This window comes from Aeromonas bivalvium, from assembly GCF_000819765.1.
In the GTDB taxonomy this organism is placed as follows: domain Bacteria; phylum Pseudomonadota; class Gammaproteobacteria; order Enterobacterales; family Aeromonadaceae; genus Aeromonas; species Aeromonas bivalvium.
The window spans coordinates 184,981-198,803 of record NZ_CDBT01000004.1; the positions used below are offsets into that span (position 1 = coordinate 184,981).

A 13,823-nucleotide genomic window follows, 5' to 3' on the forward strand; every position below is an offset into this window, starting at 1 on the left:
GGGTAGCGTGCCCAGCAATTGGTCATATCTGGCATGAATTCCTGTTCGAACCCCCTATCACCTTTGTGGCATAATGCTCCGTCCTGTGGCCCTTGACGGGGCTGCGCTGGCGCATCTGATCGCCCCCTTCTCCCCGTCCGGCTTGGCAGCCCTGTACGACTGCCTGCGGCGCCGCCTTTATGACAGCCGAGGCCATCCGTTTTTTGCGGTGCATTCCGCCCGTTTATCAAGACGCCCCACCGGGCGCCTGCACAAACAAGGGGTAATCATGTCTTCCATTCGTCTGACCCAGTACAGCCACGGCGCTGGCTGTGGCTGCAAAATCTCCCCCAAGGTGCTCGACACCATTTTGAAGAGCCAGATCCCGGGCTTTGACGATCCGACCCTGGTGGTGGGCAACAGCAGCAAGGATGACGCCGCCGTGGTCGATATCGGCAACGGTCAGGGCATAGTCTCCACCACCGACTTCTTCATGCCCATCGTCGACGATCCCTTCACCTTCGGTCGCATCGCCGCCACCAACGCCATCAGCGACATCTACGCCATGGGCGGCAAGCCCATAGTCGCCATCGCCATCCTCGGCTGGCCCATCAACACGCTGGCGCCTGAAGTGGCCCAGCAGGTGATCGACGGCGGTCGTCAGGTGTGTCACGAGGCGGGCATCTCGCTCGCCGGTGGCCACAGTATCGATGCCCCCGAGCCCATCTTCGGCCTCGCGGTGACCGGCATAGTACCGCTCGATGCCATCAAGCAGAACGACACCGCCAAGGTGGGTGATGTGCTCTATCTCACCAAGCCCCTTGGCATCGGCATACTCACCACGGCCCAGAAGAAGGGCAAGCTCAAACCCGAGCACGAGCAACTGGCCCCCGACGCCATGTGCACCCTCAACAAGATTGGCCAGCAGTTTGCGGCCCTGCCCGGCGTGCACGCCATGACGGACGTCACCGGCTTCGGCCTGGCCGGCCACCTGCTGGAGATGTGCGAAGGCTCGAAGGTGCGTGCCCGCCTCGACTTCCAGGCACTGCCGCTGCTCGATGAAGTGGATTATTACCTGAATGAGGGTTGCGTGCCCGGCGGCACCCTGCGCAACTTCGACTCCTATGGTGACAAGCTCGATGCCATGAGTGATCGCACCCGCAACATACTGTGCGATCCCCAGACCAGCGGCGGCCTGCTGGTGGCCGTCAGCAAGGAGAGCGAAGCCGAGCTGCTTGCCATCGCCCGCGACGCCGGGCTCTCGCTTGCCCCCATCGGCGAGATCCTGGCCCTCGAGGGCAACCGCTTCATCGAGGTCATCCAATGAGTGACTTGCCCCTCGCCACGGATCTTGCCGCCATCTTCCTCGAAGATGTGCCCCTCATCGATCTGCGGGCGCCCATCGAATTCAAGGAGGGTGCCTTCCCCACCGCCACCAGCCTGCCGCTGATGACGGATGAGGAACGTGCCCAGGTGGGGACCTGCTACAAGCAACAGGGGCAGGCGGCGGCCATTGAACTCGGCCACCAACTGGTAGGGGGCGCCGTGCGCGCCGCCCGCATGGAAGGCTGGCTGGCGCAGATAGCGGCCGAGCCCGATGCCCTGCTCTACTGCTTTCGCGGCGGCCTGCGCTCGCAAACCGTGCAGCAGTGGCTGGCCGAGGCCGGCGTCACCCGCCCTCGGGTAGCCGGCGGCTACAAGGAGCTGCGCCGCTTTCTCATCGACACCCAGGACAAGGCCAGCGCCCAGTGTCACTGGAGCGTGCTGACCGGCATGACAGGCTCCGGCAAGACCCATATGCTGGCCGACATTGCCCAGGCGGTGGATCTGGAAGGACATGCCCACCACAGGGGCTCGTCGTTCGGCCAGCTGCCCGGCGGCCAGCCCAGCAACATCAACTTCGAGAACACATTGGCCATCGAGCTGCTAAAACGCCGCCACCGGGGTGAACAGGCGTTCGTGGTGGAGGACGAGAGCCGTCTCATCGGTCGCTGCTGCCTGCCCCTCTCCCTCTACGAGACCATGGGCCAGGCCCCCCTGGTGGTGGTGGAGGTGCCCCAGCACGATCGCGCCGAGCAGATCCGCGCAGACTATGTGCATGATCTCTGGCTGCGCTACCAGGCCATGTTCGGCAGCGAGGCTGGCTGGCCCCTGTTTGCCGCCTACCTCACCGACGCCCTGGCCCGGCTCAAGCGCCGCCTCGGGGATCAAGCCCACCGCGAGCTGGACGCCCTGATGCAGACTGCGCTCAAGGAGCAGGCTCTAAACGGTTCGACCGAACTGCATCTGGCCTGGATCCGCCTGCTGCTGACCCGCTATTACGATCCCATGTATCTCTATCAGCTTGGCAACAAGCGCGAGCGCATCGTGTTTCAAGGCGACAAGCAAGCCTGCCTCGACTACTTCGCCGAGCAGCACGCGGCGCAACAGGCCGGCTGATCGACTCCGTCAATCAAGAGGACTCCCTATGTTGAAATTCGAGGTGATTCCGGTCACCCCTTTCGCCCAGAACTGCTCCCTCATCTGGTGTGACGAGACCCATGAGGCGGCCCTGATCGATCCGGGAGGCGAGGCGGACAAGCTGCTGGCTGCCATCGCCAGGCACGGCTTGACCCTGACTCACATCCTGCTGACCCACGGTCATCTGGATCACGTGGGCGCCGCGGCCGAACTGAGAGACAGAACCGGCGTCACCATCACGGGCCCCCACAGGGAAGATGCCTTCTGGCTCGACATGCTGCCCCAGCAGAGCCAGATGTTCGGCTTTGCCCACACCCCCACCTTCACCCCGGACTGCTGGCTTGCCCAGGGTGACAAGGTGCAGCTGGGCCGGTGCGAGCTGGCGGTCTATTTCTGTCCGGGCCATACCCCGGGGCATGTGGTGCTGGTCAGCCATGAGGCCGGTCTCGCCTGGGTGGGGGACGTGTTGTTCGCCGGCAGCATAGGCCGCACCGATTTTCCTCGCGGCGATCATGCCACCCTGATCCGCTCCATTACCGAGACACTGCTGCCGCTCGGGGACGACATCGTCTTCATCCCGGGTCACGGCCCCAGCTCCACCCTGGGACGGGAGAAGGCAAGCAACCCTTATCTGACCCAACCCATCTGGTAGCCAAGGTCGGCGGCGCATGAAAACAAAGAGGGCGACCCACTGGGTCGCCCTCTCGCATATCTGACCGCTCTTAGCGAAGGCCAGACAGCAAAAAGCCACTCCAAAGAGTGGCTTTTTCTCAACCGGATGGTCCGCGATTAGACGCGAACGAAGTCCAGGTGAACCAGCTTCGGCTTAACCGGGTGACGCTGGATAGCCTTCACTTTTACGTTGACTTCTTCACCGTTGACAACCAGGGTCAGCACGGACTCGTAGAACTCCGGCTTGGCCTGGGCGATGATGAATTTGCTGTGGTCAACAGTGATGGATTGAGCTTCTTTGCCGGCACCGTAGATGATGGCAGGAACTTGGTCAGCGTGACGCAGGCGGCGGCTCGCACCTTTCCCCAGGTCAGAACGGACTTCAGCTTGGAATACGAAAGACATAGTAGTTATCTCATATGGATGAATTTATGGTGCTGACTGCGACCGGTCAGCACCTCGCAAAACGAGCGCGGATAGTAGCATGGCTGGCCGGGCAGAGACAAGCGGGTTACAGGCTGCCATCGAGCCGATTGAACAACTGATGTCGCTCCCCCGGGCTCAGCGCCTGATAACGGGCCAGCAGCCGGGGTGGCGGGCAGAGCAGGGCATCCCCCGTCTTGACCTGAGGCCTGGGTCCCAACCGCTGACGATTGACTTCATACAAGGCCAGCACATGGCTGTAGGTATCCCCTCCCTGTCCCTGGGCCAGGGTAGCGGCGATGCGCCACAAGGTCTCGCCGGGAGCCACCCTGTGGCAGATGCCTTCCCCGGGCGCCCCGCTCCCCTCCCCCGCGGTAAGAGCCTCGGGCCGCCCCACAGATGCAGTCAGGAGACGGTCATGGACACCGGCAAGCGGCGACAGCAGGCCATATTGATGGGGCAGACTGAACTCGGGCAACACGGGTACCGGCTGGTTGGGGCCAGCCCCTTGCGCCTCACCGTCGGCCTGGGGGGCCAGTTGCACGCTGGCCACCCCATAGGCCATCTCGTCGATGCGCTCCAGCCTGGCCAGATAGGCACGGGAGAGCTGGGCCTCCCCCTCGAACAGATCGAAGGGGGGCACCAGGCGCGCCGGAAACAGGATCTGCCAGTGCCCCTTGTGCTGGCGACGGGCCAGGGGGGGATACTGGTTGCCGTGCCAGGCCGCGAAAATCGCCGGCGGTTCGCGGCGCAGTGGATAGTATTCCGGATTCAGACTGACCCACGTCTGCTCGGCAATGGGCTGATACCCACTGATGTTGACCAGGGCCATCCCTAACCAGAATCCCAGCATGTCTGCTCCTTTTTCTCGCAACGGATCAGGTGACAGCCGAGCCCGCCGGGGCTCGACTGTGTCAGGTTAGCACTGGGCGATGGCGCTCTGCACCCGTTTATCGGAGATGGGATAAGGGGTTCCCAGCTGCTGGGCAAAGAACGACACCCTCAGCTCCTCTATCATCCAGCGGATATTGGCCACCTCGGGGGGGATCGGCTGGGATTTGGGGAGCTTGGCCAGCAGCGCCTTGTACTCGGACTCCACGCTGTGCACCTTGAGCATGTAGACCCTGTCCCGGTTGGGATCGATGGCGAGTTTCTCCAGGCGCCGCTCGATGGCCCGCAGGTAGCGCAAGAGATCCGGCAGCCGCTGCCAGCCGGTCTCGGTGACGAACCCCTTGTGGATGAGGTTGCCCAGCTGCTGCTGGATGTCCGACATGGCAAAGGCGGTGTCGAGCTGCATCTTGCCCTTGAGCCGCTTCTTGATCTCATGGGACAGCGTCAGCACGGCTTCCACCTGCTTGGCCACCTCCACCACCGCATCGTTGAGCTCGGCGCGGACATACTCCTTGAGCGCCTCGAAACCGGCCTCGTCCCAGGCCAGGCCGCCGTGCTGCTCGATGAGCTTGTCGCAGCCACAGGCGATGCAGTCGTCAATCAGCTCGGCCACCTTGCCGAAGGGGTTGAAGTAGAGCCCGAGCTTGGCCTTGTTCGGCAGCTTCTCCTGCAGATACTTGATGGGGGACGGCACATTGAGCAGCACCAGCCGGCGCTGACCCGCCCACATCAGCTGCTGCTGGGCCACCGGGCTCTCCACCAGCTGGATGGCGACCGAGTCTTTCTGATCCACCAGGGTCGGATAGGCCTTCACCTCGAAGCCGCTGCGCTTCTGGCTGTACTCCTTCGGCAACTCGCCAAAGCTCCACAGGGTCAAGCCCGACTGCTCGATGTCGTCGTCCGCCACCTGGGAGAGGGTCTCCTGCACCTTGCCGCGCAGCGACTCTTTCAGCGCCTCCAGATCCTTGCCTTCCGCAATGGGCTTGTGCTTGTCGTCCACCACCCGGAAGGTGAGTTTCAGGTGATCGGGCACCGATGCCCAGTCCCAGGCTTCCCGGGGCACGGTGACACCTGTCATGCGGCGAAGTTGACGCTCCATCTCGTCCAGCAGCGGACCCTGCTCGGGGTTGAGGCTGGCGAGCAGCGCATCGGCGTAGTTCGGCGCCGGCACGAAGTTCTTGCGCATCGGCTTTGGCATCGACTTGATGAGGGCCACCAGCAGCTCATGACGCAAGCCTGGAATAAGCCACTCGAACCCTTTGACTTCCACCTGGTTCAGGAGCGGCAGCGGGATATGCAGGGTGACGCCATCGGCGGCTTCTCCCGGCTCGAACTGGTAGGTCAGCTTGAGCTTGAGGCGCCCCTGCTGCCAGAAGTTGGGGTAGTCGAGATCGCTGATGTGGGCCGCATCCCCCTTCATCAGCATCTCTTTTTCGAAGTTGAGCCGCTCGGGATCCTGCTTTTGCGCCTCCTTCCACCACTTGTCGAAGTGGCGGGCGGAGATGATTTCTTCCGGCAAGCGGGCATCGTAGAAGCGGAACAAGTCCTCGTCATCCACCAGGATGTCGCGACGGCGCGACTTGTGCTCCAGCGCCTCCACCTCGGCCAGGAGCTTGCGGTTCTCGCCAAAGAAGCGATGGCGGGTCTCGAAGTCCCCCTCCACCAGGGCGCGGCGAATGAAGAGCTCGCGGCACTGGGCCGGATCGATGCGGCTGAAGTTGATGGTGCGCTCGGCAACCAGTGTCAGGCCATAAAGCGTCACCTTCTCCTTGGCCATGACGGCGCCGTTTTTCTTCGACCAGTGGGGATCGCTGTGGTGCAGCTTGATGAGGTGCGCCGCCAGCGGCTCCACCCACTCGGGTTCAATCCTGGCGTTGATGCGGGCGTAGAGGCGGGAGGTCTCCACCAATTCTGCGGCCATCACCCACTTGGGCGGCTTCTTGAACAGACCAGAGGCCGGGAACAGGTGGAAGCGGCCGTTGCGAGCCCCAAGGAACTCGGGCTTCTCCAGATCCTTGTTGCCGATATGACTCAAGAGGCCGGTCAGCAGGGCGCAGTGCACCGTCTTGAAATCCGCCGGTTCCTGGTTGGCTTTAAAACCAAGCTCTTTCACCGTCTGGCGCAGCTGGAAGTGGATATCCTGCCACTCGCGCACTCGCAGATAGGAGAGAAACTCCTTCTGGCACATGCGACGGAACGGGTTGCTGCCCAGCAGATCCTGCTGCTCTTTCAGGTAGTTCCACAGATTGACGAAGGCGAGGAAGTCGGAATCCTTGTCTTCAAAGCGCCTGTGCTGCTCGTCGGCGGCCTGTTTTTTCTCCATGGGCCGCTCGCGGGGATCCTGGATGCTGAGGCCCGCGGTGATCACCATCACTTCGCTCAGACAGCCGGTTTGCGCCGCACTGATCACCATCTTTGCCAAACGTGGATCAAGCGGAATGCGCGAGAGCTGGCGACCGGTCTCGGTCAGCTGCAACCTGCCCTCGCGATCGCCGGTGGCGGGCAGCTCGCGCACCGCCTCCAGCTCTTTCAAGAGAGTCAGGCCATCCTTGATATGGCGGGACTCCGGCGGCTCGACGAAGGGGAATTCTTCCATGTTGCCAAGGCCGAGCGCCAGCATCTGCAAGATGACGGACGCCAGGTTGGTGCGCAGGATCTCGGGATCGGTGAAGGCCGGACGATTGTTGAAATCCTCCTCCGAGTAGAGGCGGATACAGATACCGTCCGCTACCCGGCCGCAACGCCCCTTGCGCTGGTTGGCACTGGCCTGGGAGACCGGCTCGATGGGCAGGCGCTGCACCTTGGTGCGCCAGGAGTAGCGGCTGATGCGGGCGGTACCCGGATCGATGACGTAACGAATGCCCGGCACCGTCAACGAGGTCTCCGCCACGTTGGTGGCCAGCACGATACGCCGTCCGGCGTGTTGCTGGAACACCTTGTTCTGCTCGGCGTTGGAGAGGCGGGCGTAGAGCGGCAGCACCTCGGTGTCCCGCAGGTTGAGCTTGCGCAGGGCATCGGCGGTATCGCGAATTTCCCGCTCGCCGTTCATGAAGATGAGGATATCCCCCAGCCCTTCGCGAGCCAGCTCCTCCACCGCATCGAAGATCCCCTGCAGCTCGTCGCGCTCCTCCAACCCCTCGCTCTTGTCGCCGCTCTTTTTATCAGCAAACAGCGGGCGGTAGCGCACTTCCACCGGGTAGGTGCGCCCTGAGACTTCTATGATGGGCGCCTGGTTGAAGTGACGGGAGAAGCGCTGGGGGTCTATGGTGGCCGAGGTGATGATCACCTTGAGATCCGGGCGCCTTGGCAGCAGCTGCTTCAAGTAACCCAGGATGAAATCGATGTTGAGGCTGCGCTCGTGGGCCTCGTCGATGATGATGGTGTCGTACTGGGTCAGCATCCGATCATTCTGGATCTCCGCCAGCAGGATGCCGTCTGTCATCAGCTTGATGTGGGTCTGCTCGCTCACCTGATCGGTAAAGCGCACCTTGTAGCCCACGTAGTGGCCGAGCTCGGACTCCATCTCTTCGGCGATACGGGCGGCCACCGTGCGGGCCGCGAGGCGCCGCGGCTGGGTGTGGCCGATAAAGCCCTTCACCCCGCGCCCGAGCGAGAGGCAAATCTTGGGGATCTGGGTGGTCTTGCCCGAGCCGGTTTCCCCGGCGATGATCACCACCTGATGCTCTTGAATCGCCTTGGCGATTTCTGCCTGCTTCTGGCTGACCGGCAGATTCTCCGGATAGGTGACCCTGGGCACCCCCGCCAGACGGGACTGGTAGCGCGCCTCGGCCACATCCAGGTCGGCGGCTATGGTCTCGAGCACAGATCCTTGCTTGCCTTGCGGCAGCTTCTTGACCCCGTGCAGACGGCTGGAGAGACGGCGGGCGTCGAGGTTCATGCAGGCAGAAAGACGGCGGCGCAGCGCCTCGATAGAGAGAGACAAGGTAGGCATTCCTTAAAATAAGTGCCCAGAGGGGCCATATCGATAAGCTGGGAGCGATCCTAAAGAGCGAGCGGAGTCGGTGCAAGTATTAACGCCGTCAGCAAAAACAGGGAGAAAGGCAGGGAGACCCCCTGCCGTTTCGGGAGACTCAGGCGTGAGCCTGGGGAATGAAGCAGGTGTCGAGCTGGTTATGGATGGCCTTCATCACGTCGTGGCGACTGATGACCCCCACCAGACGCCCCGCCTCCAGCACGGGATACATCTTGGGCTTTTGCCCGATCATCATCTCGGCCAGCTCCAGGATGCTGGTCTGCGGGCTCACCGTCAGCACATCCTGGCGCATCACATCCTTGACCTGGGCCACCTGCTCGCAGTGATAGGCCTCCTTGAGCATGACGGCGATGCAGTCCTGCTCCGACACCCAGCCGATGAGATGACCGTTGGCGTCGATGACGGGCCCGCCCAGTTGATTGCTGTTGACGAACTTGGCCACGGCAGATTGCACCATCATCTCCGCCTTGAAGGTGATGGGCCTCACCTGCATATAGTCCTTGGCAATTAATGCTTTCATCTTGAACCCCCTAAGGAACCTGGTTCAGCCGCCTTATGCTGGCGTCCTCGTTTCAAGCATAGCTCGCCCGCCTCAGGAGATGGATTGCAGCAAGAGCAGCAATTCGCTCTGACTGTGACAATCCGTCTTCTTGAAGACCCCCTTGAGGGTGGAACGCACGGTTTCCACCTTGACGCCGCGCAACTCGGCGATGTCGTTGCTGCTGTAGCCCTTGCTCATCAGCATCAGCAGCTCCTTCTCCCCCACCGTCAGGGGATAGAGGCTGGCCAGGGCTTCAATATCGGGATTGAAGGCGTGCTCGGGGTCACGCAGCACCAGCTCCACGAAACGTTCGTATCGCGTCAATCCGCTCATCAGGGTGCACTGGATCAATAAGGGCCTGAGATTGGCCTGACGGGGTACGCAAAGATAGGCACTGGCTCCCGGCAGCAGATAGGCGAAACCGGCGAGCATCTCTTTAAATTGACGCTGCTGATCCTTGCTCTGCAAGGAAAACAATCCGGACAGGGTACGCAATTCCACATTCTCATCCGTGATGCGGTTAAACGCCGTATTGGAATAATGGATATAACCCTTGTCATCTATGATGGCGCTGGGTTTATTGTGATTGCGCACCAATTGTTGCAGTTGATAATTCTGGGTTTCCAGGGCCAGCAGATTCCAATAATGCTGACTCCAGGCGGCGAAACCGGCATACATGTCCGCCACCAGGTGCCGCTCTTGCACGGTAAAGTCGCTCTGGGCGCCACTGCGGTAGCCGCACAGGGAGCTCAGGCCATGATCCTTGACCCGGCACACGCCCCCCAGGGCGAACTGGGCACCGAAACTGGCCAGCAGCCCGGCGTTGTCGGAGATCTCATTGGCGCTGACCACCCCCTGGCAACCCTTGTCCAGATAATGATTGAACCAGACATCCTGGCGATGATGCTGCAGATAGAAATGCTGCTGCGCCTCGCTCAAGCCACTGGCAAACAGCTTGAGCCCGTCGCTCTTGTCATCATCACGTAATAAAAGCAGGGTTGAACTGCCACCGAGATCGTAGCGAAACTTGTCTACGACCAGCTTAATGTCAGAATCATTAATACCACACTCATATAATTGACTTATATATGGCGATACCCTCTCGCTTACTAATGTTTTCACACCCGAACTCCTAATTCTTATTTTTATTGAGCAGGCATCTTACTCTGCATTGACTACAGCGAAAAGTAGTCAAATGAACAATTACCTTCCCCCTTGCGTCAATATATTCCCCCTCACGCTTGTATCAGAAATTCCTTATTTAATGCCTCGCCATCCTGAGGCGGCAACCCCTCTTCCTCTCCACCCACCTTATTGCTTCCCCATGCTTTCCCAGCCACTTCCGCCTCTGGCGGGCTCGCCTCGCACTGGCAGTGCCTCCCATTGATACCGATCAGCAGGGGCAAGGAGCGAGCAGTAGATAAAACAGACAAGAGGGAAATAGTGGCTTTCAGTCGAGTTAACCCAGGCTGAACCGCAAAAATCAGTGTCGATGACAAGATTTGTCAGGCACCGCCCCCATTTCTTGCCCAGTAAAACTGCAAAAATGAAAAGAGCGTCATTCAAGACCCATCAATAAACAGCACGCCACTGAATCATAACACCATGTTTTAATTGATAAAAAATTAATTTCCACTCGAAACGCTTTCTTGACAAAGCCGCTTAGCTCGCATTTCACCCGCCAGCTTTAAAAAATGTCGCGTTGACGCACCACCATCAGAAAATGCGCCATTTATTACAAAATGACCATTGTTTTAATCTCCTTGTATGGTATCTTGTATTCATCAGCCGTCAGCCAGGGAGAAAAAGTATGACTGAGTTCTTAGTTACAGCCGTCTTCACCGTGTTTTTCACTCTGGTCGCAGTTTCTCTGCCTTCACTGTCCCAGTTTTGAGCCATGAGGGGCGCATGCCGCCCCACTGACTGACCAGACAACGACTGTTTTATCGACACCAACTGCGACTTTCTCGCCGTTGGTGTTTTTGTTTGTGGTTTCCCCCAATTTACCCACTCTTTCTCTCTTCCTTGCTGGCCCGGCGCCTCATCACACCGGGGATCTCGGCTGGCTCAGCCCTCCTCAGGCCCCCCCTGGTCTCTGCTCTTGTCCTCCTCGAGTTCCCTCATGATCCATGAGCCGCACCCACGCCAGGCCAAAAAAAAGCAGGCAGCCCGAAGGCTGCCTGCTTGCTCAGTGCCGGTCACGCCGGGCGTGGCCAGCTTATCCCAGCACTATCTCGGCCAGGTGGCTGAAGTGGCGGATCTCATGGGTCGGCGCGCACTCCCCCTCCTGACCATGGGGGTTATACCAGCAGGTCGCCAACCCCATGGCGGCCGCACCGGCAATGTCCGTCTTGGGGTTATCCCCCACCATCAGCACCCGGGCAGGATCCGGGCGCCCCATAAGGGCCAGGCTCTGCTCGAAGATGGCGGCAGACGGCTTGGTGACCCTGACCTCGTCCGAGATGATCAGCGGCTCGAACCAATCGTGCCAGCCCAGCTTGGCCAGGCGGCCGCGCTGGGGCAGGCTGAAGCCATTGGTGATGATCCCCATGCTCACCCTCTCTTTCAGGCTCAGCAGGGTATCGACCACCCCCTCCAGGGGCTGGCTCAGGGCGATGATCCGGGTGAGAAAGGTGTCATTCATGGCCAGGGGATTGACCCCGGCGGGGGCGAAGGGGGAGAAACGGGTCTGTTGCAGCTGCTCGGCATCGATCTCGCCACTGTTGTACTGACCCCAGAGTCTGTGATTGAGGGCCTGATACTCCTGCATCCGCTCCTCGCTGGCCACTATGCCGTGCAGTTGCAGGGTCTGCTCCAGGGCGCGGCTCACCGGGAAATCAACCAGAGTCTCATCGAGGTCAAACAGAACCCAGTCATAGCGTGGCGTCTTCATATCACTCCTTTACTGCATGAGAAACCCGAGGCGGCCCGCCCATATGGCGGACGGGACGCCATTATCGGTCAGGCGGGCGACGGGATCCAGTCAGGCATCCAGCTCGCCAGTCTGCCAACGGGCCAGCAAACGCAGGGTAAAACGCACCCCGAAGCCCGTCACCTCGCTGCCCACGACCCCATTGCCCCCCTTGTTGCGATAGCCGGACAAATCCAGGTGCAACCAGGGCGTCGTGGCGGGCACGAAGCGACCGAGGAAGCGGGTCGCGTCTATGTGATCCGGCGAGGCCCCGGGGGCACACTGCAGCAGATCCGCCCACTCGCTCGTCAGGTTGTCGTCATAGTCCTCGTCATGGGGGAAGGGCCAGACCCGCTCCCCGCTCTCCTGCCCCAGGGCGATGAGGGGGAGCAGCCAGGCGGGCTGATTGGTGAAGGCGCCGCTGTAACCGCTGCCCAGCGCCCGCTTGCAGGCCCCGGTCAGGGTGGCGTAATCGATGATAAGGGATGGCTGGTCCCGGGCTGCCAGAGCCAGGGCATCCGCCAGCACCATGCGTCCCTCGGCGTCCGTGTCCACCACCTCTATGGTGGTGCCATTGCAGGCGGTGACCACCTCCCCGGGGCGATAGGCCCTGGGGCCTATGTGGTTCTCGGCGATGGCGAGCCAGCAGTGAACCCGGACAGGCAGGCGGGCACGGCTGATGGCAAGCAGGGTGCCCAGGGCCACCGCACTGCCTCCCATGTCCAGGTGCATGCCATACATGGATCCTCCCACCTTGAGGTTGTAGCCACCCGAGTCATGGCAGATCCCCTTGCCCACCAGAGCCAGGGTGCGCTCGGCGCCGGCGGGTTCATAGCTCAGCTTGACGATGGCGCCCTGGCCATCCTCGGATCCCCGGCTCACCGCGAGAAACGCCCCGGCCCCCAGCGCCTGCAATGCGGCCTCATCATACTCCTGACACTGCCACCCCTCTTGTCGGGCCAGCGCACGCACCCGCTGGTGATAACCAGGGGCATCGAGCACGGAGGCGGGCAAGACCCCGAGATGACGAGCCAGGGCATTGCCCTCGGCCTCGGCGCACAGGCGCGTCACATCCAGGGGAAAGGCGGGCGAGCTGACGAGCCGCTCATAGGCGCACACCGCTTTAGCCTCGCGTTTTTGGCTCGGCAGGCTGACATTGGCGGCCAGCAGGCTGGCCAGCAGCGCCTCGCCGAGGCGGGCCGTCTCGTCGCCGTCGAACCCTTCCAGATGCAGGGCCAGCAGAGGGCTCTGGTATGACGCCAGGGGGGCAATCCAGTGCCGGATCCGGCGATAGCGCCCATGGCCTTCGCCCAGGGCATCGCTGAATACCAGCAGCAGCAGCCCCTGCTCATCGGGCGATCCGATGATCGGGCACAGACAAGGCCCTTCCTGCCCCAAAGCTGACTGCAGGGCCGCCGGGGCCAGCTCGGGTCGCACGAGCAGGGTTGCCTTTAGATTCTGATGGCAGATCAACAACTTGAGGGGGGCATTCAGCCCCATGAACTGATCAAGATCCCGGGGAGCATTCTCTATCCTGGGGGCCTGGTAGCAAAAATCGAGCATGATGGGGCAGCCTCATCCATGAATACACAGCGAAGAAAACAGGAAGGCGAGATGATACTACCGAGGGAAAGGGATCGCCATGACGCCCTGCCATAGGGGTTGGCTTTGATGCGCCCGACCATGGGGCAAGTCGCCGCAGGTCCTGGGCAATGGGGGTCGGCATCGGCGGCCATGTTCAGAGAGAGAAAACAGGATAACGAGGGGAAATAAAAAGTGGTTGCGGGGGCTGGATTTGAACCAACGACCTTCGGGTTATGAGCCCGACGAGCTACCGAGCTGCTCCACCCCGCGTCCGAATTGTCCCGATCTGGCAGAGCAGTTGCCATCCCGGGTGCGCCTTCCTGTTCACGGATGAACAGCAAGACTGTATGTGGTTGCGGGGGCTGGAT

The 13,823-nt window shown here is 61.3% G+C and carries 10 protein-coding genes and 1 tRNA gene; 3 read left to right on the plus strand and 8 right to left on the minus strand.

The window, feature by feature from the left end:
- The first annotated feature begins 265 nt into the window (after positions 1-265).
- The 3 genes from selD to BN1119_RS01035 are packed head-to-tail and all read left to right on the plus strand — an operon-like array spanning position 266 to position 3,091.
- Positions 266-1,306 carry a selenide, water dikinase SelD gene (selD, locus tag BN1119_RS01025; RefSeq protein ID WP_280136460.1) on the plus strand — a complete coding sequence of 347 codons (1,041 nt, stop codon included), beginning with the start codon at positions 266-268 and terminating at the stop codon, positions 1,304-1,306.
- Entirely contained in the window at positions 1,303-2,418 is a 1,116-nt protein-coding gene (mnmH, locus tag BN1119_RS01030; protein WP_041992572.1) for a tRNA 2-selenouridine(34) synthase MnmH, read from the plus strand. The genes selD and mnmH overlap by 4 nt, the downstream gene beginning before the upstream one ends.
- 28 nt (positions 2,419-2,446) lie before the next feature.
- Positions 2,447-3,091 (plus strand): MBL fold metallo-hydrolase, encoded by a 645-nt coding sequence (locus BN1119_RS01035; protein WP_041992575.1) that lies wholly within the window; start codon positions 2,447-2,449, stop codon positions 3,089-3,091.
- A gap of 137 nt (positions 3,092-3,228) precedes the next feature.
- On the opposite strand, the gene rplY is transcribed toward BN1119_RS01035, so the two are convergent.
- From rplY to BN1119_RS01075, 8 genes are all read right to left on the minus strand, one after another.
- Entirely contained in the window at positions 3,229-3,516 is a 288-nt protein-coding gene (rplY, locus tag BN1119_RS01040; RefSeq protein WP_041992577.1) for a 50S ribosomal protein L25, read from the minus strand.
- A 106-nt stretch (positions 3,517-3,622) separates the two neighbouring features.
- Positions 3,623-4,387, minus strand: coding sequence for a hypothetical protein (locus BN1119_RS01045; protein WP_041992580.1), 765 nt, complete (start codon positions 4,385-4,387; stop codon positions 3,623-3,625).
- 66 nt (positions 4,388-4,453) lie between these two features.
- Positions 4,454-8,368, minus strand: coding sequence for an ATP-dependent RNA helicase HrpA (hrpA, locus tag BN1119_RS01050; protein ID WP_041992583.1), 3,915 nt, complete (start codon positions 8,366-8,368; stop codon positions 4,454-4,456).
- Between the two features lie 148 nt (positions 8,369-8,516).
- On the minus strand, positions 8,517-8,939 hold the full coding sequence (locus BN1119_RS01055; RefSeq protein WP_041992586.1) for a CBS domain-containing protein: 423 nt from the start codon (positions 8,937-8,939) through the stop codon (positions 8,517-8,519).
- Between the two features lie 72 nt (positions 8,940-9,011).
- Positions 9,012-10,082 carry a helix-turn-helix transcriptional regulator gene (locus tag BN1119_RS01060; RefSeq protein ID WP_041992589.1) on the minus strand — a complete coding sequence of 357 codons (1,071 nt, stop codon included), beginning with the start codon at positions 10,080-10,082 and terminating at the stop codon, positions 9,012-9,014.
- A gap of 1,096 nt (positions 10,083-11,178) precedes the next feature.
- On the minus strand, positions 11,179-11,853 hold the full coding sequence (gene yjjG, locus BN1119_RS01065) for a pyrimidine 5'-nucleotidase (RefSeq protein ID WP_041992592.1): 675 nt from the start codon (positions 11,851-11,853) through the stop codon (positions 11,179-11,181).
- 90 nt (positions 11,854-11,943) lie between these two features.
- The gene (locus tag BN1119_RS01070; protein WP_041992595.1) at positions 11,944-13,437 is read right to left on the minus strand and encodes a M17 family metallopeptidase; all 1,494 of its coding nucleotides are present in this window, start codon (positions 13,435-13,437) and stop codon (positions 11,944-11,946) included.
- 211 nt (positions 13,438-13,648) lie between these two features.
- Positions 13,649-13,725, minus strand: a tRNA-Met gene (locus BN1119_RS01075).
- Positions 13,726-13,823: the final 98 nt, after the last annotated feature.